This is a genomic window from Streptomyces sp. CBMA123, assembly GCF_014596465.1.
Taxonomy (GTDB): Bacteria; Actinomycetota; Actinomycetes; order Streptomycetales; family Streptomycetaceae; genus Kitasatospora.
Genome location: NZ_MECK01000479.1, coordinates 12379 through 36882 on the forward strand (window position 1 = coordinate 12379; position 24504 = coordinate 36882).

Here is a 24504-nt window from a genome sequence, read left to right on the forward strand (position 1 = left end):
TCCCGCACCCCGGGTGAATCGTCCGCCTTTGGGGTGGTGACGATTCGGCCCTGGTCGAATCCCCGCCCGCCCGCTCGCCCTCCAAGTCGCCCTGGGCACAAGCTACTTCCGTGACCGCGTCAGGACGGACGCGGTGCGAACGGAAGGACGAACATGACGAGCACGCGCGGCCGCGTCGCCGCCCTGCTGGGCGCCGTCGCGGTGGTCGCCGGCACCACCCTCGCCGGCCCGGCCGCCGCGGCGCCGGCCGAACCGCAGCACCGGCACGGCGGCGGGATCACCGGGCAGGCACCCTGCCGGAATGCGCCCGAATTCACCTGCGGGACCCTCACCGTGCCACTCGACCACAGCGGCTCCACCCCCGGCACCCTCCAGCTCGACGTGGCGATGACCGGCAACGCCGACGCCCCCAAGGGCGACCTGCTCTTCCTGGCCGGCGGCCCCGGGCAGCCCGGCGTACCGCTGATGCGCCGGATCGCGAGCAAGCTGACGCCCGTGCTGAAGGACTACCGCCTGGTCATGTACGACCAGCGCGGCACCGGCCAACGGGCCCTGCAGTGCCCCGGCCTCCAGGAGGACATGGGCTCCTCCGACCTCGCCCTGCCCCGTCGGCAGTCCATCGCCGACTGCGCCACCGCCCTCGGCCCGAACGCCCGCTACTACAGCAGCGAGGACACCGTCGGCGACATCGACCTGCTGCGCCAGGCCCTGGGTGACCACCGGCTGACCCTCGACGGCGTCTCCTACGGCACCTTCGTCGCCGAACGCTACGCCCTCGCCCACCCGGCGCACGTGGCCCGGCTGGTCCTCGACTCGGTTGTGCCGCAGGGCGGTTACGACCCGATGGACCTCGCCGCGCTGCCCGCCACCGCGCGAGTCCTGCGCAGCGCCTGCCAGGCCACCGGCTGCACCACCGACCCGGCCGCCGACCTGGCCACCACCGTGCGGAAGTACGGCGACGGGGCACAGATCCTGGACGCGCTCACCAGCTACGAGTTCACCGACCCGAACTACGGCGGGGTGCCGGAAGCCCTGCACGCGGCGGCCGGCGGGCAACCGGAGAAGCTCCAGGCCTTCATCGACGACGTGCACAAGGGCGACGCCGCCCCGGCCGAATTGCTCAGCCAGGGCCTGCACGCCGCCACCCTGTGCGCCGACGGGCGCTACCCGTGGGGCACCTCGGACACCCCGGTCGAGGGCCGGGCGGCCGCACTGGCGGAGACCCGGCAGGACCTGACCGCCGACCAGACCTGGCCGTACGACCCGGCGACCGCGACCGGACTGGGCTCCCTGCTGGTCTGCCTGGACTGGCCGCGCGAGCAGGTACCGCCGCTGCCGTCGGAGCACCGCAAGCTGCCCGATGTGCCGGTGCTGCTGCTCGGCGGCGACCGGGACCTCTCCACCCCCTACGAATGGCTCTACCAGCAGGCGAAGTCGACGCACGACCCGCAGATCGTGATCGTCCCGGGCGCGGCGCACTCGGTGCAGACCCGGGCGGCCGACCCGGCCGGGCGGCAGGCGGTCTACGACTTCCTGTCGAAGTGACGTGAGGCCGGTGACGGTCCGCTCCGCGCAGGGGAGGGAGCGGCCCGTCACCGGCTCAGCGCTCGGTCGCGCCCCAGCCGTCGTCGGGCAGGGCGGGGTCGGGCTCGGGGCAGTCGACGTGGTCGTAGCCCCACAGGCCCACCTTGTGCAACAGCCAGTCCGCCAAGGGCGGTTGGTCCCGGTCGAGTCGGTCGACCAGGACGAACCCGACCCGGACATCCTCGGCCGGCGCGACCTCCAGGGTCCGCTGGCCGGGGATGTTCTCGTATGTCACGGTCTCCCAGGAGCAGCCGGCGGCGGTGAGTGCGGCGGTCAGCTCGGACTCGCTGACCTTGGTGTCGATGGTATCCAACTCGCCGTACGGCTGCGGGAGTTCGAGTTCACCGTGCCAGGCCGGCAGGGAGAACGAGCGGAGTCGGCGGCAGCGGCAGAACACCGTCCAGGCGTCGCCCCAGCCGAAGGCGTGCGGCCAGCGCGACTCTTTGTGGATCCGCCCGCAGTCCCACGGATCGCCGTAGCGGGAGGCGAGTTCGGGCAGCGAGGCGTCGTACCGCAGATCGCCGTACCCGCCGGTGACGGCGAGGTCCGCGAGCAGACGTGGAAAGGTCATCGCTACAGGCACCCGCGCACCGCCTCGATCAGCCGGTTGGCGCGGGAGTCGCCGTGGCCGATCATCCGGTTGGCGACATAGCCGAAGCCGACGCCGAACTCGTCGTCACCGAAGGCGAACTGGCCGCCCGCGCCGTCGTTGCCGAAGCTGCGCGCACCGAGCAGCGGGCGGAACGCGGGGGAGTCGAGCAGCAGGCCGGAACCCCAGCGGGCGCCCATGTCGAAGCCCAGGAAGCCCTGGCCGGAGGAGAGTTCGCGCACCGCGTCGCTCACCGTCTCGGTGGAGAGCAGTCGGGGCCCGCCGTCCAGGCCGGTGGCCGCGGCCGCGTACAGGCCGGCCAGGCCGGTGGCGGAGGCGACGGCGCCCGCGCCGGGCAGCTCGATCGCGTGCAGGGCCGGGTCGTTCCAGCCGTGCGGCACGTCCAGGCCGGGGAAGACCAGGGCGCCGTTCATGGTGACGATCCGGGTGAGCAGGTGCTCCGGGCCGGGCATCGGACGGCGGCCCTCGGCCTCCACCAGCCGGGCCAGCCGCGGGTGTTCGCTCTCCGGCAGGCCGATCCACAGCGGCAGGCCGAGCGGCCCGGCGATCTCCTCGCGCAGGAACGCGCCCGGGGTCAGCCCGGTGATCCGGCGGATCACCTCGCCGACCGCGAAGCCGAACACATGGCCGTGGTACTCGTACGTCGTTCCCGGCTCCCAGAGCGGCTGCTGCTGCTCGATCGCCCGGACCACCGGCTGCCAGGCGGCGATCTCCTCGAAGGGGAGCACCGCGTCCAGGGCGGGGAGGCCGGCCCGGTGGCCGAGGATCATCCGGGTGGTGACGGCCTGCTTGCCGTGGCGGGCGAACTCGGGCCAGTAGCGGGCGATCGGGGCGTCCAGGTCGAGCCGGCCCCGCTGGGCGAGCAGCAGGGCGCTGATGCTCACCGCGCCCTTGGCACAGGAGAACACCGGGACGACGGTGTCCTGCGTCCAGGCCCGGCCGGTGTGCTGGTCGGCGGTGCCGCCCCACAGCTCGACCACCTTGCGGCCGCCGACGAAGACCGTGACGGCGGAGCCGAGTTCGGGGAACTCGGCGAAGTTCCCCGCGAAGGCGTCCGCGACGGCGCCGTAACCGTCGTCGGCCCAGCCCTGGTACTGCTGCATCGGTGGTGCCCCGTTCTGCTCGCCTGGCGACTGCCAAGATCATCGACCGGACCACGGTACGGGGTCGCGGCGGCCGTGACGAAGGGATTTCACCGGGTTGGGGAGAATGGGGTGGGTGTGACGGACACGCCAGTGAACGCAGAGGGGACCGGGGTGGAGCTGACGGGGCCGACCGAGCTGACGGAGCTGGCGGATCTGACGGAGCTGACCGCGCTGTGGGAGCGGCGCTGGCCGGGCAGCCCACCGGTGGGGCACGAGATCGACGGCTCGGCCCGGGACGTCTGGGTGCGCTTCCACAGCCTGCCCGGATCCAAGCGCTACCCGGGCGACGAGCGCGAGTACGCGATCGTACTGGAGCGCCAGAACACCCTTCTGGACGAGCTGTTCGCCGGTTCGCAGGTGTACGTGCTCACGCCGGAGTGGACCACCGAGCCTGGGGCCCCGTCGGGGCGCCCGGGCGCCCGGCTCTGGCGGAGCTGGCTGCAGAACGACGATCCCGACCCGGAGTTCCGCACCCACTGCCACGTCTTCGCCGAGCGGTTGGCGTGGCGGCGCGGACGCCTCGACGAGCTGCTGCGCCGGGTCGCGGACGACGAGGTGGCCGGGGTGATCATCACGGACACCGGCCTGCTGCGGCTGCATCACCCGTACGACGGCGGCGCCGACGTCTTCCTCGCCTCCACGGAGGAGCGGGACCGGCTGCGCGAGCGGCACGCCGACTGGCTGTCCTCGCACCCGCAGGGATACTGAGACCCTGTCGCCCTCAGTCGACGACCGGGTCGTACAGCGGCAGGAAGTTGACCACGGCCTCCTCGTAGGGGTGAACGGCGCGTACGGCCTTCAGGACGGCGGCGGCCTGCTCGTGGTCGCAGAAGGACTCCACTCGGTACTCGTCCGCCCGCTGCACCTCGCCGGGCGTGCCCAGGTGCGGTCGGGCGGCGGGGGAGGGGAGCCAGCTGCCGGTGATCCGCCAGGCGCTGGTGCAGCGGGCGTACTCGCCGGCCCGGCCCGCGCCGGCGGCGTGGAGGGCGTCGACGACCTGCTCGACGTGGCTCTCGGGGACGGATATCTCGATCTTCAGGCGGGTCATGCCGGGACTCTATTGCTGTGACCGGCAAGGTTCACCGGGTTGGCGGCTGTCTCGCTGCCCTGGGAGCGGGTCGAGTCCCATCTGTTGGGCGGTAACAGTCCTGAGGAAAATGGATTGCCTTGGAACGGCGGCCCACCGTTGGCTCGGCAGCATGACTGAACTGCGTACCGATCGCCTCATCCTCCGTCGATGGCAGGTCTCTGACCTTGAACCGTGGGCGGCGATGAATGCCGATCCCGAGGTCCGGGAGCACTTGGGTGACCTGCTGACCCGTGAACAGAGCGATGCCTCCGTGGCAAAGTTCCAGAGAGCGTTCGACGAGCGAGGCTACGGGTGGTGGGCGGTCGAGGTCTTGGCGACTGGCGAGTTCATCGGCTTCGCAGGCTTGGACCAGGTGGATGACGACATGTCGTTCACGGGGGTGGAGATCGGTTGGAGGCTCGCTCGTTCAGCCTGGGGTCAGGGCTACGCTACCGAGGCCGCCGAGGTGGTCCTTGTCCTTCGGCTTCGAGGCCCTTGGACTCCCCGAAATCCTGGCGGTAACGACAGCCACCAACCTCCGTTCCCAGGCGGTCATGCGCCGGATCGGCATGACGCGAGATCCCGCTGACGACTTCGACGACCCCACCGCGCCTGAGGGGCCGTTGCGTCGGAATGTGCTGTACCGGATCGCCCGGGGTACGAACTGTGACGCTCCGCCCGCGGTCGCCTGATCACGCGGTGAGAGCCGGTCTGCCGCCCCAGCGGAGGCCCTTCTCGCTGCGGATGCGGATGCGGGCGCGTTCGCGGCGCTGGGCGGCGAGAACGTCGGGGGGCGGGCGTTGGCGTTGCGCCACCGCAGATAGGCGTGCAGCGCACGGGTTGAACCAGGGTGACGGCGCGGGTGGTGGTGGCGGGTCATGTCGGTTCCCTCGGTCGGTGGTGATCCAACCGTCGCGGAACCGGGCCTTGGTGGGCGTCCTGCTCGGGTAGTGCGGTGGGCGGTGGCCTCCCTCGGGCGGGGGAGACGCGGAGGGGGAAGTCGGCCGGGCCGACTTCCCCCTCCGGGTGTCGCGGTGGTCAGGCGGTGAAGCGGGGGTCGCGGGCTTCGATGGCTTGGATGAAGGCGGTCCATTCGGCCTGGTCGAAGGCGAGGTGGGGGCGGTTCGGGTTCTTGTCGTCGCCGACCCAGACGTCCCCGTTGTCGAAGCGGGCAATGACCACGCAGTTGCCATTGGAATCGCCGGAGAAAGGGGACTTGACCCAGGCGGCGGAGGCGGGGTCGTGGTCATAGGGGTCAGGCCGGTCGCGCATCGGGGCCTCCGGGTGGTTAGGCCGTGAAGCGGGGGTCGCGGGCTTCGATGGCTTGGATGAAGGCGGTCCATTCGGCCTGGTCGAAAGCAAGGTGGGGGCGGTGGGGGTTCTTGTCGTCGCCGACCCAGACGTCCCCGTTGTCGAAGCGCGCGATGACCACGCAACTGCCGTTGTCGTCCCCGGAGAAGGGGGACTTGACCCAGGCGGCAGAGGCGGGATCGTGGTTGTAGGGGTCGCGCTTTTCGTTCACGTCAACTCTTCCAACTTGCGTTCAAGGGTTGTGATGGTGGCCTCCGGAGACAGCGCGCACCGCTTGACGCGGGCAAATGCCCGTTCGGCTCGTTTCACGTCACGTCCCGTTCTACGCGGGAGCATACCGCCGACCGCTTCGACGAAGACGAAGCCCTCATCGGGGTTATCAGGAAAGCGCATGAGGACGAGTCCGGAGTTGAGAATGCCTTGCCGACCAGCGCTCAGGGGAACCATGCGGACCGTGACGTTGGGGAGCTGAGCGACCTTGATGGTGTGGCGAATCTGCTCGGCCAGTACCTGCTGATCGCCGGCCACCAGAAGCGTCACCTCGCCGAAGTATGCCTCGAAGTTGAGCGCCGACTCCTCGGTCAGCCTGCGTTGGCGCAGCACACGGACCTCAGCAGCGGTCTCGATCTGCTCCTCGTTGGGTGCGCTCAGGCCAGCCGCGATCATTTCCTTCGCGTAGCCCTCGGTCTGGAGAAGCCCGGGGAACGCTGACGGGAAGTACTCCTGCATGTGTGAGGCGTCGGACTCCAATGCGAGGTACTCGGCGAATGCGGCGGTGATCGAGTCGGCGAAGTCAAGGTTGCGCCACCACTGCCTGGTTGGTCCGTCGCTGAGCAGGCTCTCGAAGTCCTCGCGTTCCTGGCCCTCGATGCCGTAGTGGTCAAGCAGCGCCTTAAGGTCGGCCGCGCTGATCTGCTGGTGGGCACGCTCAATTCTGCTGAGGCGAGCGGCGTTCCAACCCTTCAGGCCCGCCGTTACCTCGGTCAAGGTCTTGTTGTTGTACAGCCGCCAGTTGCGCAGCTCGTCACCGAGGCGGATCTGCCTGATCGCTGACAGGTCCTTGCTCAAGTGGGGCCCCTCCCTGTGAGTGTGGGTCCAGTCTCATCATGATGCGCGGGTGACTCAACTCGTTTCAAGATCCACGGATTTGTTATTCCGTTCGGGTTGCAGGTTCGAATTGCGATGCTCCACACTCAACGTGACCGCACGAACACGCCACTGAAGGTGTGGGGTGACTCATGTCCACCTTGCGTAACCCGGTCCTCCGAACGTGGGAGACCGCCCTCACCGAGCACTCGACCTCGGTCCGTACCGCTCGCCGCCTGATCCGCGAGCAGCTGACCTCCTGGGGCTGGGGCGGCGACCCCGTCGATGACCTCGTCCTGATCGCCTCCGAGCTCGTCACCAACGCCGTGGTCCACGCCTGCCAGGGGTACGGCGAAATCCGGCTCTACCTCCAGGAGTTCGACGGCGACTGCCGCCTCGAAGTCTGGGACCCGCGCGGCGACCTCCACCTCCGCCGGCCCCGCCCGCGCTGCTTCGGCGAGGGCGGCCGGGGCATCGAACTCGTCCGCCGACTGGCCTTCGACTTCGGCGTCATCGCCCGCCGCGACGCGGGCAAGCGGGTCTGGGTGCGCGTCCTGCTCGACCCGACCGACGACCTTCCCTCGCCCGGGAGTTGATCCCCATCAAGCTCGCCCCCACGGCTGCGATCACCGTCGCCAGCCTTGCCATCGCCTGCTTCGCCTCGGACCTCGTCCCTCCGCGCGAGCCGGCCACCGCCGACGTCGTCTGGTGGACCACTCTGGCCGCCGCCCTGATGACCGGCATCAACCGCCACAACGGCCCGACCGACGACGACGATTGATCCGAGGCGACTTCCCATGCCCGACCTGCACCCCGCCGCGATCGCCTTCCGCGACCCGGCCGCCCTGCTGGCCCGCTGCGAGATCGGCGGTGTCCGGCGCCTCTACGGCGACCCCGGCTACGAGTCCGGTGCCGCGCTCCCGGCCGGTGACTGGGCCCCGCCGCCCGAGGGGCTCCCGGCCCAGTACGCGCCCTGCGCCTTCACCCTGGACAGCGGCCTGGTGGAGTTCTTCCGCCTCCCCGGTACCGTCACCAGCCGGCACGCGCTCGCCGCCCTGGTCGGCGAGTTGGGCGATCCCCATCCCGTCCGGCTCCCCGTGACCGACGATCCGCCGGGTGAGCCCGTCACCCACCGCCTGCCGGAGAACGGCCTGCGTCCCGGCCTGCACATCGACAGCCACCAGAACCTGCTGTACGCCGAGCGCGAGTTCGCGCGCCGTAGGCTCTGCGTCAACTTCGGCCCCGGCGACCGCCACCTCCTGCTCGCGACCCGCGACATCAAGTCCATCTGCCGGACTGTGCGCGACCGTTACGAAAGCCACCGCCCGCACACCGACGACCTCCGTCTCTACCTCGGTGAGCGGAAGCAGCTGAGCCTCCTACGCATCCGCATCTCCCCGGGCGAGGGCTGGTTCGCGCCGACCGCCGTGCTCCCGTACGACGAGTCCACGGAGGGGCAGTTGCTGCCGTCCGCCACGGCCTCGTGGCTCGGGCACTGGGAGCGCGGACTCTTCGACCCGCTGATCTGAGCATCTGATCCGAGCATCAGTCACTCTCCGTGCGCAGTTCCCACGGCGGGGCGGGCCCGGGCCGTACGGGTGCGCAACTTGGAGCTCGTCGCGACTGTGGGGCGTGAGTGGAGTGCTGTGCGCCCCTTTTCGCGCCGCAGGGTCGGCAGCGAGTGCGGACCCTGCGGTCCGCGCCCGCCCCCGGGGTCTGGCGGGCAGTCGGCCTGGGCAGGCTCGGGCGGACACGTCTAGCCAGGGAGCTGCTGATATGACCGCTGTGCACGAATCCGTTCTCGACGCGATCGGCGGCACGCCGCTGATCCGCCTCGCCCGGCTCGGCGCCGGGATCGCCACGCCGATCTACGCCAAGGCCGAGTTCCTCAACATCGGCGGCAGCGTCAAGGACCGCGCGGCGCTGTCGATGGTGCTGGCCGCCGAGCGGGACGGCCTGTTGAAGCCGGGCGGGACCATCATCGAGGCGACGTCCGGCAACACCGGGATCGGGCTGGCCATCGTCGGCCGGCAGCGCGGGTACCGGGTGATCGCCGGGGTGTCCGACAAGGCGGCGCCGGAGAAGGCGGACATCCTGCGGGCGTACGGGGCCGAGGTGGTCTTCGCGCCGACGGCCGTGCCGCAGGAGGACCCGGAGCACCTGTTCAACGCCGTGCGGCGGCTGACCGCGGAGATCCCCGGCGCCTGGCTCGCCAACCAGTACGACAACCCGGCCAATCCCGACGCCCACGTCCGGACCACCGGCCCGGAGCTCTGGGAGCAGACCGGCGGCCGGTTGACCCACTTCGTCGCGGGCGTCGGCACCAGCGGCACCATCACCGGCACCGGCGGGTACCTGAAGCAGGTGTCCGGCGGGGCCGTGACCGTGGTCGGCGCGGACCCGGAGCCCTCGTCCTACGGCGGCGGGGACGGCAGCCCGTGGTTCGTCGAGAGCATCGGCCACTTCCTCCACCCCGAGACGGTCGAGGACCGCTGGCCGCAGGTCTACCGCTCGGAGGTGATCGACTCCTTCGAGCGGATCCCGGACCGCGAGTCGTTCCTGACGGCCCGCCGGCTCGCCCGTGAGGAGGGCATCCTGGCCGGCCCGTCCTCCGGCACGGCGGTCGCGGCGGCGCTGCGGCTGGCGCGCCGGCTCGGGCCGGACGACCTGGTCGTGGTGCTGCTGCCGGACTCGGGCCGCTCGTACCTGTCCAAGGTGCACAGCGACGCCTGCATGCGGGAGTGGGGCTTCCTGGAGGAGGCGGGGGAGACGGCGCTGCGCACCGCCCTGGAGGCGGCCGGTCCGCTGGTGGTGGTCGGCGCGGACCTGACCGTCGGCGAGGCGCTGGAGATGCTGCGGGCCGCGCCGGGCGGGGTCGCCCCGGCGGTGCTGGCGCGGGCGGCGCGCCCGTACGGGGTGAGCGCGTTGGAGGTGGTGGGCTCGGTGTCCCGGGAGGTGCTGGCGGCGGCGCTGGCCGACGGCGGGGTCAAGCCGGACGGCCCGGTGCGCCCGCTGCTGGGGCCGGACCTGCCGACGGTGGGGGTCGGGCAGTCGGTCGCCGAGGCGCGGGCGGCGCTGGCGGGCGGGCGCCCGGCGGTGGCGGTGCTGGTGGACGGCCTGGTGGCCGGGGTGCTGTCGCGGGACGCCCTGGGCTGACTTCCCGATGCGGGGCGTCCGGAGCTGACTCCCCGATGGGGGACGTTCTGGGCTAACTCCCCGTCGCGGGCGCCAGGATGGCGAGGATGACCCGGTCCAGGGTGCGGTCGAAGGCCTGGTCCGGGTCGGCGGGCGGGCCGGCGGTGGCGAAGGCCTGGGCGAGGTTGGGGTAGGCGCCGCTCATCGCCGCCTGGGTGAGGTAACCGACCATCTCCGCCTGCCACTTGGCGCCTGCGGCGGCCGTCCGCTCGTACTGGGCGAACTGGCAGATGAAGCCGTTGAACATCGCCATCGCCTCCATCCGGGTGCCGCCCGGCAGGCCGGTGGGGGCGGTGACGGCGAGGAAGTGGTCGGTGTAGCGCAGGGCGTTGGGGCCGATGCCGGGGCGGGCGATGACCAGGCCGGGCAGCCACGGGTGGCGGCGGAAGAGGGTGAGCTGCTCGTGGGCCAGGCTCGCGAGGTCGGCCCGGACGTCGCCGCTGGGCGCGGGGGGTAGCCGGTACTCGCCGCAGGCGGCGTCGAGCATCAGGTCGAGCAGGTGCTCCTTCTTCGGCACGTAGTTGTAGAGCGACATGGTGCCCGCGCCGAGCGCGGCCGCGACCCGGCGCATCGAGACGGCGTCCAGGCCCTCGGCGTCGGCGATCGCGATGGCGGCCGCGGCGATCGAGTCGCGGCTGTGGGCCGGCCGGGGGCCGCGGCCGGTGCGCTCGGGGCGCAGCCAGATCAGTTCGGGGGCCTCGGGGGGCACCGGCTTCTGGGGTTCTTCGGGTCGCGCTGGACTGTTCGGGGGCTTGCTGGACGGCACTGGAAGATCACCTCGCTCCCCCATCTTAGATACGTACGGCGTACGTAGTACGATGGCGGCTGCGCGCACTTCTACGTACGCTGTACCTAGAGAAGGGCAGAGCCATGTCCGACACCACCCGACCCGCCATCGAGATGGCGGGCGTGCGGAAACGCTTCGGGGCCACCGAGGCCCTGTGCGGCCTCGACCTGACCGTCCCGGCCGGCGCCGTCTGCGGCCTCCTCGGCCCCAACGGCGCCGGCAAGACCACCGCCGTGCGGGTGCTCGCCACCCTGGTCGCCCCCGACCGGGGCACCGTCCGGGTCGCCGGGCACGACGTCGTCCGCAACGCCGAGGAGGTCCGGCGGGCGATCGGACTCGCCGGTCAGCACGCCGCGCTGGACGAGGGCATCACCGGTCGTGACAACCTCCACCTCTTCGGCCGGCTGCACCGCCTCGGTGCCCGCCGGGCCCGGGCGCGCGCCGACGAACTGCTGACCCGCTTCGACCTCGCCGAGGCCGGCGACCGGCTGGTCCGCACCTACTCCGGCGGCATGCGCCGGCGCCTCGACCTGATCGCCAGCCTGGTCACCAGTCCGCCGGTGCTCTTCCTGGACGAGCCCACCACCGGGCTCGACCCGCGCAGCCGCCAGGAGATCTGGGCCACCGTCAAGGAGTTGGCCGACGGCGGCACCACCGTGCTGCTCACCACCCAGTACCTGGAGGAGGCCGACCGGCTGGCCGACGACGTCGTCGTGGTCGACCACGGCGCCGCGATCGCCACCGGTCCGCCGGACCGGCTCAAGGCGGCGATCGGCAGCCAGGTCTCCGTGACCCTGGCCGACCCGGGCCAACTCGGCGCCGCCGCCGTGGTGTTGTCTGCCCTGTCCGGCGGCGATGCCCAGGTGGACGTGGCCGAGCGGGCGGTCACGGTGCTGACCAGGCCCGGGGCGAACGTCCTGCTGCCCTCGCTGGTGCGGGAGTTGGACGCCGTCGGGGTCATCGCCGAGGACGTCGCCGTCCGGCCGCCCTCGCTGGACGACGTGTTCCTCGCGCTCACCGGGAAGTCCCGGGAGAACGCCGATCTGGGAAGGGCCGCCTGATGTCCACCGCCACCGCCGCGTACACCGCCTCACGCCCCTCGACCGGCGCCCGGCTGGTCTCCGACACCGGCACCTCGATGCTCCGCATCCTGCTCAACTACCGCCACTCGCCCGGCCTGTTGGCCGCCTCGCTGGGTGTGCCGGTGGTCATGGTGGTGGTCTTCGGGTACGTCTTCGGCAGCGCCATGCAGGTGCCCGGCGGCGGGGACTACCGGGAGTTCCTGATGCCCGGACTGTTCGCCATGGTCGCCACCAACGGCATCATGCCCACCATGGTCGGCGCCGCCCGCGACGTCGGCCGCGGGGTCACCGACCGGCTGCGCTCGATGCCGGTCTCCCGCACCGGACTGCTGCTCGGGCAGACCCTCGCCGACCTGCTGGTGACCGTGGTCGTCCTGACCCTGCTCACGCTGGTCGGGCTGGCCACCGGCTGGCGCGCCCGGCACGGCGCCGCCGACGCGCTGGAGGCGTTCGCGCTGCTACTGCTCTTCCGGTTCGTGATGACCTGGGTCGGCACCCTGCTCGGCCTGGCCGTCGGCAAGGAGGAGGCGGCCGGTCAACTCTCCGTCGTCGTCTTCCCGTTGGCGATGGTCACCAACGCCTACGTGCCCACCGGCGGGATGCCCGGCTGGCTGCGGGTGGTCGCCGACTGGAACCCGATCAGCTCGGTGGTCGAGGCCGCCCGCGAGCTGTTCGGCAACCCGACGGCGCCCGGCTCCGCCTGGCCGATGCAGCACGCCGTGCCGGCCACGCTGCTGTGGAGCGCCGCGCTGCTGGTGCTCTGCGGGCCGCTGGCCGTGCGGAAGTTCGCCACGCACGGGCGGTGAAGCCGGCCAACCACGGGCGGTGAACCGCCCGGTCGCCGGAATGTGCTGGACACCGCGGCCGGTGTGGCCTTAGGTGGGGCGCCATGGAGTACACCCACCTCGGCCGTACCGGCCTGACCGTCTCCCGCCTCTGCCTCGGCACCATGAACTTCGGCCCCCACACCGAAGAAGCCGACGCCCACCGCCTGATGGACACCGCGCACGAGCGCGGCATCAACTTCTTCGACACCGCCAACTCCTACGGCCGCGACCCCGAGGGCAACCTCATGGGGCGCACCGAGGAGATCATCGGCCGCTGGTTCGCCCAGGGCGGCGGCCGCCGCGAGCGCACCGTCCTCGCCACCAAGGCCTACGCGAACATGAGCGACTGGCCCAACGAGGGCAAGCTCTCCGCGCTCGCCATCCGCAAGGCCGTCGAGGCCAGCCTGCGCCGGCTCCAGACCGACCACATCGACCTGTACCAGATGCACCACATCGACCGGGCCACGCCCTGGGAGGAGATCTGGCAGGCGATGGAGCTGCTGGTCGCCCAGGGAAAGATCATCTACGTCGGCTCCAGCAACTTCGCCGGCTGGCACCTCGCCCGGGCCCAGGAGGCCGCCCGCTCCCGGCACTTCCTCGGCCTGGTCAGCGAGCAGTCCCTCTACAACCTGCTCGACCGGACGGTCGAACTGGAGGTCATTCCCGCCCTCCAGCACTACGGCCTCGGGCTGATCCCGTGGTCCCCGCTGCGCAGCGGCCTGCTCGGCGGCATCCTGCGCAAGGAGCGCGAGGGCACCCGCGGCCGCAGCGCCACGGGCTACGCGAGCGACCTCCTCGACCAGTACCGCGAGCAGCTCCAGGCCTACGAGGACTTCGCCGACGAACTCGGCACCGACCCGGCCGTCCTCGCCCTCGGCTGGCTGCTCTCCCGCCCGGCCGTCACCGCGCCGATCATCGGCCCCCGCACCCCGGCCCACCTCGACGCCGCCCTCGCCGCGCTCGACCTGGAGCTGGACCAGAAGACCCTGGACCGCCTCGACGAACTCTTCCCCGGCCACAAGCCCGCCCCGGAGGACTACGCCTGGTAGGCGGCCGAACCCGGCCTCTGGTCAAGGTCCCGTGACCTCGGCCAGAGGCCGTACGCTCACGGCCCGATCAGCGGCAGCACGGTTCCGTCGTCGGCCAGGGCGGCTGCCAGGAGGTCCCGATGCGGAACGTCATCGGTCGCGAACCCGTACCTGGTCCTCAGCAGCTCGACGAAGGCCTCGGTATTGGGAGTCCGGACGGCCGTACCCAGTCCCCAGCGTCGGCGGCCGACTGCGAGCGCTGCCGTGCGGAGGGCCGAACGCATGCCCTCCGGCGTCAGCGTCGACAGGACGACCGAGACCGACCCCTCGCTCTCCCGTTGCCGCGTGAGTGATTTCAGCCGCTCCGGAGCTACGTCGGGGGTGAGCAGACCCGCGGCACGCGCCCGGACATTGATCGAGATGTTCGTCATCGCCAGCAGCAGGTGCCAGTCCAGCCAGCCCTCGTCGCGGAGTTCGCGGAGGCCGACGATCGTCGTGGGATCGGACAGGGCCCGCGGAAGCGTTCGGTCGATCAGGGTGGGGAAGTACGCGTAGTTGTCGCGGATCTCCGCCAGGGCGGCGGCGTGGTCGTATCCGGGCCCGGGCCCGTTCCGGGCCCGGAGGACTTCGGCAGTGGCCGGCCGGTAGCCCGGGCCCGTCAAGGGGGCGACCCGTGCTCCGGCGGCCGTCGTGTAGTGCGACTCACCGAGGAGGGCGGCGGATTCGTCGTAGGGGCGCGCGACGTAGAGCTTGTGGTGCAATCCGTTCTCGAACGCTCGGCGCACGGTGTCCATGAATGCCCTCGGGGGACGGGCGCTGAGATGGGCGATGAGGTAGACGAGCGTCGACGCCAGTTCGTGCTCCAAGGCCGCCGGGTCCGCCGACTCGTGGTACGGGCTGAGCGCGACCGCGCAGGTGACGCCGTCGTTGCCCGGTTCGAACGAGACCACTCCGGGCCTGCCGGTGTCCACGGTGACGTCGATCCGTACGTCCTGGACCAGGAAGACGGGATCCTGCGGCACCAGTTCGACCAGCAGGACCTGTGCGGCGGCGACCAGGCGTTCGGCGGCGAGCACGGTGGCCCGGTCGTTCCGGCAGGAGACCCACCAGGTCGTTCCCAGGGCCGAGAAAGCCAGGGTGCGCCGGGGCCCGAGGTCACCGAACGGTCGCCCGGCCAACTGCTCGTCGGTGGCGGTCGTGAGTCCTTCCTCGGTGAAGGTGTAGGCCGGCCGGACGTCGTCCAGCGCCTCGGTGAGATCCCGCTCGAAGGCGGCGTCGTCCAAGGCCGAACGGAGGACCGGCAGGATCTCCGGCCGGAAGCGCTCGGCCGTCAGCAGCGGCGTGAGGGCGGCGAAGTCGACGGCTCCGAGGCCGGGGTGGGCATCCCGGTCGAAGGCCTGTTCGGCCAGGGCAGCGTGGGCCTTCACGGCGATTCCCGCGAGGGCCGTCGCATCGGTCCACATTCCGGCTGCGTAGGCGTGGTGCATGGCTTCGGTGAGTGCCTCCGGTACCAGGTCGTGCAGGGACTCGTCCTCGGATGACAGGGCGATCAGCGCGGCAGCGAGTGAGTACTGCTTGGCGGCGTACACCAGACGGAGTTCCCCGTAGATCCGTCCGATGAGCCGCATCGCGAGCAGCGAGCCGCGCAGGGTGTCCCCGTGCCACCAGTTGAGCTTGACGTCGTGCAGCTCCCGGAGGGCCTGTAGGGGTCTGCCGGCGCGACGGAAGGACATGGCCCGGGCTCTCGCCCGGGCGGCGATGGCACTGTCGCCCGCGGTGGCGCCCTCGGCGGTGTCGAGTGCGTCGCGGACGGCTTCGTAGCGCGGGTCGTCCGCGAGCGACGCGGCGAGCAGTTCGAAGAGCTGGATGACGTTTCCCACCGGGAACGCCCGGGCCGTCGGCAGGAGCGCGGCGAGCTGGGCGAGGTACCCCATGGCATCGTTGACATCGAGTGGCCGGTTCTCCGGAAGGTGCACGAGATCGATGTCCTCCTCCTCGAGCATGCGCCGGGCGATGGCGGAGGCCTCCTCCGGTGTGGGCAGGACACCCGGTTCGGGGCGCTCCACCTCGGTCCAGCGAGGATGCAGGCACAGATGCGCCGCGACGGACAGGAGCCGCACCCGTCGGATCGGTTGTGCGTCCACGTCCGTGGTGTCCAGCAGCGACCGGACGCGCTCGCGGAGTCGGAGGTTGCAGTGGCGGATCTCCTCCGGCAAGGCTGTTCCCAGCCGTCGGAGCCACGCACCGCCCCAGTACATCAACAGGATGCTTGCGTCCTCCAGGATGGACGGGAGGTCTGACGTCATGGCGTGCTGAACGACCGCCCTGATGTCTTCCTCGGCCCCGTCGAGTGTGTTGAGTCCGCGGAGCACCGCGACGGCGCACTCGTACCGGGCCCGGGCCGACAGATCGTCATCGGGGCGGTCCCGGACGAACTCACGCATGTAGCCGAGCCACTCCGGAAGGTCCACCCTGGCCTCGGCGTCGAACGTGGCATGCCGCAGGCCGTCGCGGATCTCGGAGTGCGCACCAGGGACCAGCCGCTTGAACTCGCGTTCGCGCAGCGCGGTGAGTGTCCGGGTGTACCAGTCGGGCTGAGGTTCTCCGGGGAGCTCCGGCACGAGGTTGGACGGAAGGTCGAGGAACCGCTGTGCGACCCAGAGCAGATCGCCCTCGGCCAGGAACTGGGCCACCGCGAGCCCGTCGAAGATCTCCAGACTGACATGATGGGTCTCCCGGGCGTGTTCCTGGAGGCGGTGCCGGACCGAGACCGGGATCTCGCTCACGGCGAAGAAGGCCACCCGGGCGACCCGTTCACCTCGGCCGCAGATGGACCGCAGGTCCGAGCGGATCTTGGCATCGAGCTGGTCCTTCTGGACCGAGGCGGCGACCACGAGCGGTTCGGTCGTCGCCCGTCCGACGAATCCGCCCGCTCCGGGAAGTTCGAGCGGCAGGTTGGTGTAGTAGGACTCGGCGTCGCGCCCCTGGTCGCCACCCGAACTCACCGGACCGGTGGCCGGCACGATGTTGCTGCTCAGCCGCCGCAGTGCGATCCGGTAGCTGATCTCCTCGAAGGTGTGGTGTTCGTTCCTGGCGGTCAGATGGTCCAGCTGGAAGCGGATGTAGCGCTCGGTCTCGATGGGGGGTGTCCTGCGGTCGTCGTCCCGCACGGGTCTTTGCCTCCGGATCTCGTTCACGTCGACGGCGAGGAGTGCGTGACGTTCGGTCAGCGGCGCCCTGCTGCTGAAGGACAGCGGGCAGAGCGACCTCGAATGTGGTGTTCGGGCACGGCGGGCGCGGGAGACCGGGCTTCCCGGGCCCGCCGGGGTGCGCCGGAGGTCACACGAGGGAGTTGGCGCGTCGGTCCCACGTCTCGACCCGGGACATGGTCTCGGTGAGGAGGTCCAGGGCGGAGATGATGTCCCTGCCCGGAGCCCGGAGGTCGCGGCTCGTGGTGGTGAGCCACTCCATCGTCATCCTGAACAGCCGGAGGGTCTCCAGGCCTTCTCGCGCCGCCCGGGACATACCGATGAGCTGCAACAGGAAGTCGCGGGCCTCCGTGCCTTCCGACAGCTGCGGCGCCGTGTCGAACACGTCGAGTGACGCGTGCACGGTCGAGTCGATCCCCGGCATGCGCGAGGCGACATCCGCCGCGCAGGCCCTGAGCTCCGCGGCAGGCCGGTCGAGGGCTGTGGCGAACCGCCGAGCCACCGCGAGTGCTGCGAACGGCTGGCTGCCCTTCGCGGTGGAGCGCTCCATCTCAGGCCCGAACTTCTCCGCCAGCGCGGCAATGGTGGTGACCAGACCGGTCATGCTCTCGATGCCCTGCGTCATCAGGTCCATCTCGGCCTCGACGGCGGCGAAACGGTCGATCAGGCCCGGTGGGCCCTCAGCGTCGCCCTCGGCCCGTTCGGGTGCGGCGACGTCGTCCCGTGAGCGGAGGCCGAGCAGGATCCGGGCGGGGGTGAGCGGGGAGCACCCCTCCTGAAGACCCCGGTCCACTGCCTTCTGCAACTCCTTGCGAGCAGCCACCAAGCCGCTGCGGGAACGCTCGAAGAGGATCGTTCGGATCGGCGAGACGTCGAACGGGAGCCGGCCGTGCTCGCCGATGTGGATGGTCGGGAGGCCGGTCGTATGACGAAGGCCGAGTTCGTACATGACATCGGCGTCTCCGCCGGTGACGTCGGCGATGACGATGTCGGACCGGAGCACGTGCCGACAGATCAGCTCCGTGATCTCACCGGCCCGCTGGATCCGTTCGGAGCGGAGCGGCTCGATCCCGAGGGCCGCGCAAGCGGGACGGATGACCTGCTCGAAGGTTTCGAGGGAGGACTCGTAGGACTCCCGGGCGGTACTGCCGACCTCGGCGTGCCGGTTCCCGATGGGACCGACGACCAAGCAGGTCAGCAGTTCTGTGGCGCCGTCCGGCCGGGGCGGCTCCGACTGGGCGATCATGGGCATCGCCATCACGAGAGGTCCTTCCAGTCGAGCCCGGGAAGTGACGGTGCGCTCACCCAGGTGTCCAGGTCTTCTGCGTAGAGCGGGAGCTCCTCGATGCCCAGGGCGGAGAGCATGCCTGCGGTGGGCACTCGGTAGCGGCGGCCGGTGCGGACGACCGGGCAGGGGAAGGCACCGCGCTGGATGAGGCGGTACGCGGTCTGGGTGCAGATGCCGAAGGCACGGGAGGCGGTCCGGACGTCGACGGCCAGAGGGAGACCGAACAACTCGGGGAAGGTCATCGCCCCAGGCGGGTGCGGGGCGGTCAACGGACCGCCTCCGTCGGGCGCAGCGGGAGCGATCCGAGCCGTGCACCCCGGTGCGGACGGAGCGTCCGACGGACGACGTCCCGCAGGCCGAGGTGCTCGGTGAGCTCACTGAGTCGTGCCGCTTCGAGATCCGACCGAGAGGTGAATCGCACCGGCGCCGCGAGGCCGTCGGCGCTGTCGGGGGGAGTGATCACGAGCTCCCACGCGGCATCGGTCGTCCTGGCGCCCCGGGCATCGGCGACGGCGGCGATGTCTTCGGTCGGGCGCTCGTCGGCCGAGCCGCGCGCGAAGGCCCAGCCCCTCCGGGCAGCGAACCGGAGCAAGTGGCCGCCGACATCGGGGTCGTCCGGAGAGATCTCGGCCAGCTGTTCCACGATGGCCAGCATGAGCTCGGACTCGAGGTCACGTCGGTCCGCCCGCAGACGGCCCGAGGCCTGGCGGACGACCTTCCGGAGTCGTGGCAGCGCGAGCCAGACCACGGCCTCGACCCAGCCGGTGACGTCGGTCGAGCCGATGGCGGCCGCCAGCGCGTCGTGCTGGGCCAGCGCGACGGCCTGCCGCCAGATTTCGTGACTCAGCTCGCTGCCCGTCGGCCGCTCCCAAAGGGCCGTGTGGGCCTGAGGAAGGTCGAGGTGGGCGATCCCTCCGCCGAACTCGATCGTGAGGACGGTCGGTCGCAGATGGGCGGCGGTGGTCACTCGCTGGTGGATGACGTCGAAGACACTGTTGTAGGTGATCAGAGCCACGGTTCGGTTCCTTTCGTTGAACGGCGTCAGGCGCGGTCGAAAAGGCGTCGGATCGTCGAGTGCAGGTGGCCGATCGTGCCCAGGAGAGCGAGCCACTTCGGCAGACTGAGGCGGTCGTGACCGGGTGCGGCGAGGAGGTTTCCGGAGGGGGTGGGGACGTAGACCCATGCCCACTCGCTGTCGTCCCGGCCGGGAACGGTCGCCAGGATCCGCTTGAAGAGGTCCGGGTGCAGGCCGGTGTAGCGGTGCCTGACCGCGTCCTGGTAGACCCGGTCGGAGAGGATCGCCACCAGGTGGGTGGTCGCCGGACTGGCGTGTGCCAGGAAAGCCTTGAGTTCGCGGGAGTCGAGCAATCGATGGAGGGCGTTCCTGGCGGGACCGTTGCCCTCCCCGGGGAGCCCCGAGGCGATGACGTGGCCGGCGTGGAGGCTGGCCCGCATCTGGAGGCGGACACGGTTCGGCTCGGCGTTGTGCCGGGCGAGCTCCCTGCGGAGGCAGTCCAGTCCGGGGTCGATGACGAACGGAAGGAGCTCCGGGGCGAACCCGAGAGCCAGACCGTCGCCGGAGTTGGAGATGAATCGCTTGGCCGTTCGGAGAGTGTCCAGCCCGGCGGCGGTGAAGGCGGCATCGAGGAGGGGCTCGAGATAGGCGCTCACCGGTGCGTGCACCACGCCGGGCATCGCGGTGAAGCCCCGCACATCCAGCCCGAGCAGGGCGTGGTACGGCGGTAGGGGCTGGCTGGAGTCGCCGGGGAGCTGGGGAGGTTCGGGCAAGGCGGTCTCCTGGCGGGGACATGGGGAACCACGGGGGATGTCCAACGGCCGACTGCGCGTCGGTGGCCAAGAGTGTGTGGGCGGAAGCGGATCGGTAGGGGGCCGTCGGCTCCTTATTGATGTGAGCTGGGTCACCCTCCGGGGTGCGGGAGGATAGCAGCCAGGTCGGCCCGGCGGTGGGTCCCTGAGGCAACTTGCTTCACCTGGAAGATGGTTGGCGATGGTTCCCCTACGCTCCGGGCATGGTTTCGTGTGACAACTCCATGCCGCCCGCGCTGTTCGGCCCGAGTCGGACGTTCCTGGACATCGTGACGCCGGAACGGTGGAAGGCCCTGGTCGCCGGGCTTGATCGCATCCGCCTTCCGGCGCACCGGTCGTTGATGCGGCAAGGGACCGTGGGGGCGCAGGTGATGTTCGTGCTGAACGGGGTGCTCAGGGTCGATCAGATCGGTGGCGGATCGGAGGACCGGTGGCGGCTGCGGAACTTCCGGCGCTGTGGTGACGTCCTCGGGGACCTGGCCGTACTCGGCTCCGGCGTCCGGACAGCGAGCGTGACGACCTGTACCGAGTGCGAGATGGCGCTCATGCCGGGGGAGTTGTTCCGGGGGGCGGATTTCCGTAGTGAGTACGGCCTCGAGCTCGCCGAGTACATCGCGGGCCGCGAGCGGGAGGCCCAGATGCTGTCGAGGCCCGGTGACGACCTGGCCCGGGTCGCGTGCGTGCTGGTGCCCCTGCTCGGCGACCGGAGGACGGCGGAGCAGGCGGCCGACGGTATCCGGCTGAAGGTCAGCCGGAAGGACATCGCGGGGTGCCTCGGCATCGGCCCCAGGGCCTTGCGGCGGATCACCGCCGAATTGCCGTTCGGGGGAACTCCGGAGGGGCGTCGGAAGCTGCTGGTGGTGGCGGACCCGGCCGGGTTGCGTGCTGCTGCGGAGCGGCTGGGTGGGCGGTATCCGCAGGTCGGGTGAGGTCAGCCGGCGAGGATCAGGGCAGCGCAGGTCTCGATGACGTGGTGCCAGGACTGGTCGAGGATGTAGGCGCCGTTCATGCCGTGGTCGGCGAGTCGGAGGAAGTTTCCGCGCCGGGTGGCCTCGGCCGCCCGGCGCAGGGGTTCGCGGCGGTCGGCGAGGTAGTGGGTGGCGCAGGAGAGGGCCAGGGCCGCGAGGAGGCGGCGGGGTTTCGGGCGCAGGCCCAGGAGTCGGGCCCCCAGGAGCAGCGCGGCCGCCTGGGTGGCGGTGTAGGCCGTGACGTGAGCGGCGCAGGCGCGGCGGCCGGCTGCTGAGCGGTCGCTCTTGGTGCTGGCCTGGTGGTCGGTTTGGATCCAGTGATCCGCGAGATCGGCCGAGGCGCGGAGCAGCGCGTAGGCGGCGGCGAATGCGGAGGCGCGACTGGTGGGAGGGGGCGTGGGCGTGGACATCGGGCTCCGATCGGCGGGCGGGAAGGGGGGAATGGGTCTGAGTGGTTGTGGTAGCAAGGCAGGCATGACGGAGCGGAGCGGGTACCACCACGGGGCGCTGCCGGAGGCGTTGGTGGCGGCGGCGGTCGAGGTGGTGGACGAGCAGGGCCAGGAGAAGGTGAGCGTCCGGGAGGTGGCGCGCCGGGCGGGGGTGTCGGCGGGGGCGCCGTTCCGGCACTTCGCCGACCGGCAGGCGCTGTTGGCGGCGGTGGCGGACCGGGTGCTGGCGGACTTCGCCCGCTGGCAGGAGGCGGAGGTGGCGGCCGCCGAGGCGGTCGGGGGGTCGGCGATGCGGGCGCTCGGGCTGGGGTTCGTCCGGTACGCGATGCGTTATCCGCGGCGGTTCGAGCTGGTGCGTTCGCGGGTGTTCGCGGCCGACCGGGATCCGCGGCTGCGGGAGCAACTGGACGGTCTGGACCGGGCGTTCACCGAGCTGGTCGTGGCGGACCAGGCGGCGGGCCGGGTGGGTGCCGGGGACCCGGGGCTGGTGCTGCTGGCCGGGCAGGCGCTGGTGTACGGGCTGGCGCAGATGATCGTGGACGGCTACCTGCCGGCCGAGCGGGCCGAGGAACTGGTCGTCCAGGTGCTGGACACCTTCCGTCGGGGGATCGGCGGGGTCGTCAATCCGCCTCAGCCGTCGTCGAATTGTGGCTGTGGCAGGCCTTGACCGGGTTTCCGGGCGTTGATGTAATCACCGATTACATGAGGCGCCGGCGCGCGTACGCGCACGGGTTCGGGAGGCCGCGATGCCGATGGGTAACACGTTCGTCCGCTCGATGTTCGCCAAGCCGCAGCCGGGCTACACCACCGCCGCCGCCACCGGCGACACCGTGGTGCTGCTGATCGGCATGCGGATCAACCGCTTCTGGGCCGTGCACCACTGGGGCCCGGTGATGTTCGCGATGTTCCGGATGCTGTACGAGCTGCGCCGCAGCCCCGAACGCGGCCTGCGCGGCCGGATCCTGCTCACCGCCTCGCCGCGCACCTACTACGTCGTCCAGTACTGGGAGTCGAAGGAGCACCTGTACCGCTACGCGACCGCGCCGGACGGCTTCCACCACACCGTGTGGGGCATCGCCAACCGGATGGTGCGGGAGGGCAGGTTGCGCGGGCACGTCGGGCTCTGGCACGAGACGTACATCGTCCCCGAGGGCGGCTACGAGTCGATCTACTTCGACATGCCGGCCTTCGGTCTGGCCGGCGCCACCGGCCAGGTGCCGGTGGAGGAGCGCGGCCGGCACGCCGCCCAGCGCCTGGCCTACCGCTCGGCGGACGGTAGCGGCGGAGAGGACGGCGCGGAGGGCAGTGCGCAGGACGGCGCCGAGGACGGCGCGCAGGCCCGGGGAGTGTCGTGAGTCCGTCCGGCCGCCCCGGTGTGGGAGCGTCGGGGGATGGTCGATCAGGGCGGCGCCGCGCGACCGGCGCGGGTGGTGCACGAGGTGCCGTACCGGGCGCAGTGGGAGTCCGCCGAGCTGGTGCGGGACATCGTGGACGGGCGGCTGGACGCGGCGCGTGACCCGCGCTGGGGCCAGTCGGGCGCGGCCACCCCGGAGGAGTACGCGTGGTGGTCCTGGCGGCTGTGCGGGGTGGCCTGCCTGCGGATGGCGCTGGAGCACTGGTGGGGCGTGACCCCGGCGGCGATGGCGCTGGCGGCCGAGTGCCTGGCGGCCGGCGCGTACGTCCGGGACGGTGAGAGCCTGCGCGGGCTGGTCCACACGCCGTTCGCCGGCTACGCCCGGCGGCGCTGGGGACTGGCCGCCCGGGCCGCCGAGTTGAGCCCCGCCCAGGTGGGGGCCGAGGTGGCGGACGGGCGGCTGGTGATGCTGTCGGTGCACCCGTCGATCCGGGAGCCGGGCGGTCCGGAGCCGGTCCGGCGCGGCGGCCACCTGGTGCTGGCGGTGGGCGCCACCGAGACGGCGCTGCTGATCCACAACCCCTCCGGCTTCCCGGGGGAGTCGCAGGCCTTCGCCCGGGTGCCGTGGCGCTCGTTCGGGCAGTTCTACGCCGGGCGGGGGATCGTGCTGGGCCCGCCCGGCGCCGTCGACGGTCAGGTGTTGTCCGGGAGCCCCACCGGGTAGAACGGCAGGCTGCTCCGGCACAGCGCCGAGATCGGCTTCAACGCGGCGGCCAGCCCGTCGAGTTCGGCCCGCGGGTAGTCCTCCCAGACCCGGGCGGCGGCCAGGTCGGTGGCGGCCTCCAGGGCCTGGTGGCGGATCCGGCCGAGTTCGGTGACCGTGCCGGCGGCGGTCAGCCAGCCGCGCTCGACCAGGCGCGCGGCGGCCGCATCCCACTGCTCGTCCGTCCAGCCGCGCACCGGCTGGAGCTGCTCGCGGCGCATGTCCATCGCACAGCGCATCACCAGCGCCTCGCAGCCGTCCAGCCCGGCGGTGACCAGCGCGGCCACATGGCCGTCCCCGCGGTGCTCGCGCATCACGGTGGCGGCCCGCCAGAGCCGCTCGTACAGGCCGGTCGGCGGCGGGAGCGCGGCGTTGGCGGCGGCCAGCACCCGGCCGGCGCAGTCCAGTCGGGCCGCGGCCTGCTCCAGCGTCTCGACCGCCCGCTCGACCTGGCCCCGGTCCACGTGCTCCAGCAGCCGGGCCAGCGCGGCGCCGGCACCCTTGCCGCGGGCGGCCAGCGCCTCCTCCGGGCCGGCCAGCGACCAGACCGCGGGCAGGGCGCGCTCGACCATCGCCGGGGCGAAGTTGAAGAACGCGCCGATCACCGGCGGGGCGTCCACCGCGCCGAGCGGGGCCGAGCGCCCGGCGAAGTAGCCGCGCCAGAAGCCGCGCAGCCCGGCCTCCTCGAAGGAGTCGAGACACTCGGGCTGGAAGTAGGTGACCGCGTGCACCGGCTCGAAGAGCCACCAGAGCGCGCGGGCGGGATGGACGAGATCGGCCATCGGGAGACCTTCCCTGGGACGGGGCTCCGGGCGGGGAGCTTGACTGGTCGGCACGGCACGGCACGGGTGGTCACCCGAGCGGCGGGGTGCGGGGGCAGCTCGGGCGGGTGCGTGGTCCGTTCACCTGCTGATGACCACGG

27 protein-coding genes and 1 pseudogene are annotated in these 24504 nt (G+C 71.6%); 14 read left to right on the plus strand and 14 right to left on the minus strand.

From position 1 onward, the window contains the following. Positions 1-153 precede the first annotated feature (153 nt). Positions 154-1545 (plus strand): alpha/beta fold hydrolase, encoded by a 1392-nt coding sequence (locus BG452_RS34695; RefSeq protein ID WP_188308317.1) that lies wholly within the window; start codon positions 154-156, stop codon positions 1543-1545. A 55-nt stretch (positions 1546-1600) separates the two neighbouring features. Here the strand turns inward: BG452_RS34695 and BG452_RS34700 are convergent, their stop codons facing one another. Continuing rightward, positions 1601-2155: a hypothetical protein gene (locus BG452_RS34700; protein ID WP_188308318.1), complete on the minus strand. Its 555-nt coding sequence runs from the start codon at positions 2153-2155 to the stop codon at positions 1601-1603. Positions 2156-2157: 2 nt separating this feature from the next. After that, a complete protein-coding gene (locus BG452_RS34705; RefSeq protein WP_188308319.1) occupies positions 2158-3297 on the minus strand; it encodes a serine hydrolase domain-containing protein in 1140 nt (379 codons plus the stop codon). A 132-nt stretch (positions 3298-3429) separates the two neighbouring features. Here BG452_RS34705 and BG452_RS34710 point away from each other — a divergent pair, with 132 nt between their 5' ends. Further along, positions 3430-4047, plus strand: coding sequence for a hypothetical protein (locus tag BG452_RS34710; RefSeq protein ID WP_317621367.1), 618 nt, complete (start codon positions 3430-3432; stop codon positions 4045-4047). 13 nt (positions 4048-4060) lie between these two features. Here the strand turns inward: BG452_RS34710 and BG452_RS34715 are convergent, their stop codons facing one another. After that, positions 4061-4387, minus strand: a complete 327-nt coding sequence (locus BG452_RS34715) for a hypothetical protein (RefSeq protein ID WP_188308320.1) — start codon at positions 4385-4387, stop codon at positions 4061-4063. 151 nt (positions 4388-4538) lie between these two features. On the opposite strand from BG452_RS34715, the pseudogene BG452_RS34720 reads away from it, so the two are divergent. After that, positions 4539-5100, plus strand: a pseudogene (locus BG452_RS34720) (GNAT family N-acetyltransferase). A 346-nt stretch (positions 5101-5446) separates the two neighbouring features. Here the strand turns inward: BG452_RS34720 and BG452_RS34725 are convergent. Genes BG452_RS34725 through BG452_RS34735 form a run of 3 tightly spaced genes read right to left on the minus strand, consistent with a single transcriptional unit; the run spans position 5447 to position 6787 of the window. Next, positions 5447-5680 (minus strand): DUF397 domain-containing protein, encoded by a 234-nt coding sequence (locus BG452_RS34725; RefSeq protein WP_188308321.1) that lies wholly within the window; start codon positions 5678-5680, stop codon positions 5447-5449. A 16-nt stretch (positions 5681-5696) separates the two neighbouring features. After that, positions 5697-5930, minus strand: a complete 234-nt coding sequence (locus BG452_RS34730; protein ID WP_188308322.1) for a DUF397 domain-containing protein — start codon at positions 5928-5930, stop codon at positions 5697-5699. Beyond that, complete coding sequence (locus BG452_RS34735) at positions 5927-6787, minus strand: helix-turn-helix domain-containing protein (protein WP_188308323.1); 861 nt, start codon at positions 6785-6787, stop codon at positions 5927-5929. Before BG452_RS34735 ends, BG452_RS34730 begins: the two co-directional genes overlap by 4 nt. A 170-nt stretch (positions 6788-6957) precedes the next feature. Here BG452_RS34735 and BG452_RS34740 point away from each other — a divergent pair, with 170 nt between their 5' ends. The 4 genes from BG452_RS34740 (at position 6958) to BG452_RS34755 (ending at position 9961) form a co-directional block, all read left to right on the plus strand. Beyond that, a complete protein-coding gene (locus BG452_RS34740) occupies positions 6958-7401 on the plus strand; it encodes an ATP-binding protein (RefSeq protein WP_188308324.1) in 444 nt (147 codons plus the stop codon). Continuing rightward, entirely contained in the window at positions 7398-7586 is a 189-nt protein-coding gene (locus BG452_RS34745; RefSeq protein WP_188308325.1) for a hypothetical protein, read from the plus strand. The genes BG452_RS34740 and BG452_RS34745 overlap by 4 nt, the downstream gene beginning before the upstream one ends. Before the next feature lie 16 nt (positions 7587-7602). Then, the gene (locus tag BG452_RS34750) at positions 7603-8334 is read left to right on the plus strand and encodes a hypothetical protein (RefSeq protein WP_188308326.1); all 732 of its coding nucleotides are present in this window, start codon (positions 7603-7605) and stop codon (positions 8332-8334) included. A 247-nt stretch (positions 8335-8581) separates the two neighbouring features. Then, the gene (locus BG452_RS34755; protein ID WP_188308327.1) at positions 8582-9961 is read left to right on the plus strand and encodes a pyridoxal-phosphate dependent enzyme; all 1380 of its coding nucleotides are present in this window, start codon (positions 8582-8584) and stop codon (positions 9959-9961) included. A 52-nt stretch (positions 9962-10013) separates the two neighbouring features. Here BG452_RS34755 and BG452_RS34760 read toward each other — a convergent pair whose 3' ends face one another. Further along, positions 10014-10709, minus strand: coding sequence for a TetR/AcrR family transcriptional regulator (locus BG452_RS34760; RefSeq protein WP_317621368.1), 696 nt, complete (start codon positions 10707-10709; stop codon positions 10014-10016). Positions 10710-10870: 161 nt separating this feature from the next. Between BG452_RS34760 and BG452_RS34765 the strand changes: the two genes are divergently transcribed. The 3 genes from BG452_RS34765 to BG452_RS34775 all read left to right on the plus strand — a co-directional run bounded on the left by BG452_RS34765 (position 10871) and on the right by BG452_RS34775 (position 13745). Next, a complete protein-coding gene (locus BG452_RS34765) occupies positions 10871-11848 on the plus strand; it encodes an ATP-binding cassette domain-containing protein (RefSeq protein WP_188308329.1) in 978 nt (325 codons plus the stop codon). Continuing rightward, entirely contained in the window at positions 11848-12675 is an 828-nt protein-coding gene (locus tag BG452_RS34770) for an ABC transporter permease (RefSeq protein WP_188308330.1), read from the plus strand. Before BG452_RS34765 ends, BG452_RS34770 begins: the two co-directional genes overlap by 1 nt. Positions 12676-12758: 83 nt before the next feature. Then, on the plus strand, positions 12759-13745 hold the full coding sequence (locus BG452_RS34775) for an aldo/keto reductase (protein ID WP_188308331.1): 987 nt from the start codon (positions 12759-12761) through the stop codon (positions 13743-13745). Positions 13746-13801: 56 nt separating this feature from the next. Here BG452_RS34775 and BG452_RS34780 read toward each other — a convergent pair whose 3' ends face one another. From BG452_RS34780 to BG452_RS34800, 5 genes are all read right to left on the minus strand, one after another. Continuing rightward, positions 13802-16894: a hypothetical protein gene (locus tag BG452_RS34780; protein WP_188308332.1), complete on the minus strand. Its 3093-nt coding sequence runs from the start codon at positions 16892-16894 to the stop codon at positions 13802-13804. 169 nt (positions 16895-17063) lie between these two features. Continuing rightward, the gene (locus BG452_RS34785) at positions 17064-18191 is read right to left on the minus strand and encodes a hypothetical protein (protein WP_188308333.1); all 1128 of its coding nucleotides are present in this window, start codon (positions 18189-18191) and stop codon (positions 17064-17066) included. Beyond that, a complete protein-coding gene (locus BG452_RS34790; RefSeq protein ID WP_317621369.1) occupies positions 18191-18490 on the minus strand; it encodes a helix-turn-helix domain-containing protein in 300 nt (99 codons plus the stop codon). Before BG452_RS34790 ends, BG452_RS34785 begins: the two co-directional genes overlap by 1 nt. Next, on the minus strand, positions 18487-19236 hold the full coding sequence (locus BG452_RS34795) for a hypothetical protein (RefSeq protein WP_188308334.1): 750 nt from the start codon (positions 19234-19236) through the stop codon (positions 18487-18489). The genes BG452_RS34790 and BG452_RS34795 overlap by 4 nt, the downstream gene beginning before the upstream one ends. A gap of 26 nt (positions 19237-19262) precedes the next feature. After that, positions 19263-20009: a hypothetical protein gene (locus BG452_RS34800; RefSeq protein ID WP_188308335.1), complete on the minus strand. Its 747-nt coding sequence runs from the start codon at positions 20007-20009 to the stop codon at positions 19263-19265. 263 nt (positions 20010-20272) lie between these two features. On the opposite strand from BG452_RS34800, the gene BG452_RS34805 reads away from it, so the two are divergent. After that, a complete protein-coding gene (locus BG452_RS34805) occupies positions 20273-20977 on the plus strand; it encodes a Crp/Fnr family transcriptional regulator (RefSeq protein WP_188308336.1) in 705 nt (234 codons plus the stop codon). A gap of 2 nt (positions 20978-20979) precedes the next feature. Here BG452_RS34805 and BG452_RS34810 read toward each other — a convergent pair whose 3' ends face one another. After that, complete coding sequence (locus BG452_RS34810) at positions 20980-21426, minus strand: transcriptional regulator (protein ID WP_188308337.1); 447 nt, start codon at positions 21424-21426, stop codon at positions 20980-20982. Between the two features lie 64 nt (positions 21427-21490). On the opposite strand from BG452_RS34810, the gene BG452_RS34815 reads away from it, so the two are divergent. The 3 genes from BG452_RS34815 (at position 21491) to BG452_RS34825 (ending at position 23543) form a co-directional block, all read left to right on the plus strand. Then, complete coding sequence (locus tag BG452_RS34815) at positions 21491-22132, plus strand: TetR/AcrR family transcriptional regulator (protein ID WP_188308338.1); 642 nt, start codon at positions 21491-21493, stop codon at positions 22130-22132. Between the two features lie 109 nt (positions 22133-22241). Further along, positions 22242-22820, plus strand: a complete 579-nt coding sequence (locus BG452_RS34820) for a DUF4188 domain-containing protein (protein WP_188308351.1) — start codon at positions 22242-22244, stop codon at positions 22818-22820. Between the two features lie 36 nt (positions 22821-22856). After that, positions 22857-23543, plus strand: a complete 687-nt coding sequence (locus tag BG452_RS34825; protein ID WP_188308339.1) for a C39 family peptidase — start codon at positions 22857-22859, stop codon at positions 23541-23543. On the opposite strand, the gene BG452_RS34830 is transcribed toward BG452_RS34825, so the two are convergent. Then, positions 23513-24364: an SCO6745 family protein gene (locus BG452_RS34830; RefSeq protein WP_188308340.1), complete on the minus strand. Its 852-nt coding sequence runs from the start codon at positions 24362-24364 to the stop codon at positions 23513-23515. The genes BG452_RS34825 and BG452_RS34830 overlap by 31 nt on opposite strands. Between the last annotated feature and the right edge of the window lie 140 nt (positions 24365-24504).

Coding starts and splice junctions, on each gene's coding strand:
- BG452_RS34825 (WP_188308339.1), top strand. CDS start 22,857: ATGGTCGATCAGGGCGGCGCCGCGCGACCGGCGCGGGTGGTGCACGAG.
- BG452_RS34740 (WP_188308324.1), top strand. CDS start 6,958: ATGTCCACCTTGCGTAACCCGGTCCTCCGAACGTGGGAGACCGCCCTC.
- BG452_RS34755 (WP_188308327.1), top strand. CDS start 8,582: ATGACCGCTGTGCACGAATCCGTTCTCGACGCGATCGGCGGCACGCCG.
- BG452_RS34775 (WP_188308331.1), top strand. CDS start 12,759: ATGGAGTACACCCACCTCGGCCGTACCGGCCTGACCGTCTCCCGCCTC.
- BG452_RS34805 (WP_188308336.1), top strand. CDS start 20,273: ATGCCGCCCGCGCTGTTCGGCCCGAGTCGGACGTTCCTGGACATCGTG.
- BG452_RS34700 (WP_188308318.1), bottom strand. CDS start 2,155: ATGACCTTTCCACGTCTGCTCGCGGACCTCGCCGTCACCGGCGGGTAC.
- BG452_RS34770 (WP_188308330.1), top strand. CDS start 11,848: ATGTCCACCGCCACCGCCGCGTACACCGCCTCACGCCCCTCGACCGGC.
- BG452_RS34715 (WP_188308320.1), bottom strand. CDS start 4,387: ATGACCCGCCTGAAGATCGAGATATCCGTCCCCGAGAGCCACGTCGAG.
- BG452_RS34820 (WP_188308351.1), top strand. CDS start 22,242: ATGTTCGCCAAGCCGCAGCCGGGCTACACCACCGCCGCCGCCACCGGC.
- BG452_RS34765 (WP_188308329.1), top strand. CDS start 10,871: ATGTCCGACACCACCCGACCCGCCATCGAGATGGCGGGCGTGCGGAAA.
- BG452_RS34705 (WP_188308319.1), bottom strand. CDS start 3,297: ATGCAGCAGTACCAGGGCTGGGCCGACGACGGTTACGGCGCCGTCGCG.
- BG452_RS34785 (WP_188308333.1), bottom strand. CDS start 18,191: ATGGCGATGCCCATGATCGCCCAGTCGGAGCCGCCCCGGCCGGACGGC.
- BG452_RS34725 (WP_188308321.1), bottom strand. CDS start 5,680: ATGCGCGACCGGCCTGACCCCTATGACCACGACCCCGCCTCCGCCGCC.
- BG452_RS34830 (WP_188308340.1), bottom strand. CDS start 24,364: ATGGCCGATCTCGTCCATCCCGCCCGCGCGCTCTGGTGGCTCTTCGAG.
- BG452_RS34750 (WP_188308326.1), top strand. CDS start 7,603: ATGCCCGACCTGCACCCCGCCGCGATCGCCTTCCGCGACCCGGCCGCC.
- BG452_RS34810 (WP_188308337.1), bottom strand. CDS start 21,426: ATGTCCACGCCCACGCCCCCTCCCACCAGTCGCGCCTCCGCATTCGCC.
- BG452_RS34815 (WP_188308338.1), top strand. CDS start 21,491: ATGACGGAGCGGAGCGGGTACCACCACGGGGCGCTGCCGGAGGCGTTG.
- BG452_RS34695 (WP_188308317.1), top strand. CDS start 154: ATGACGAGCACGCGCGGCCGCGTCGCCGCCCTGCTGGGCGCCGTCGCG.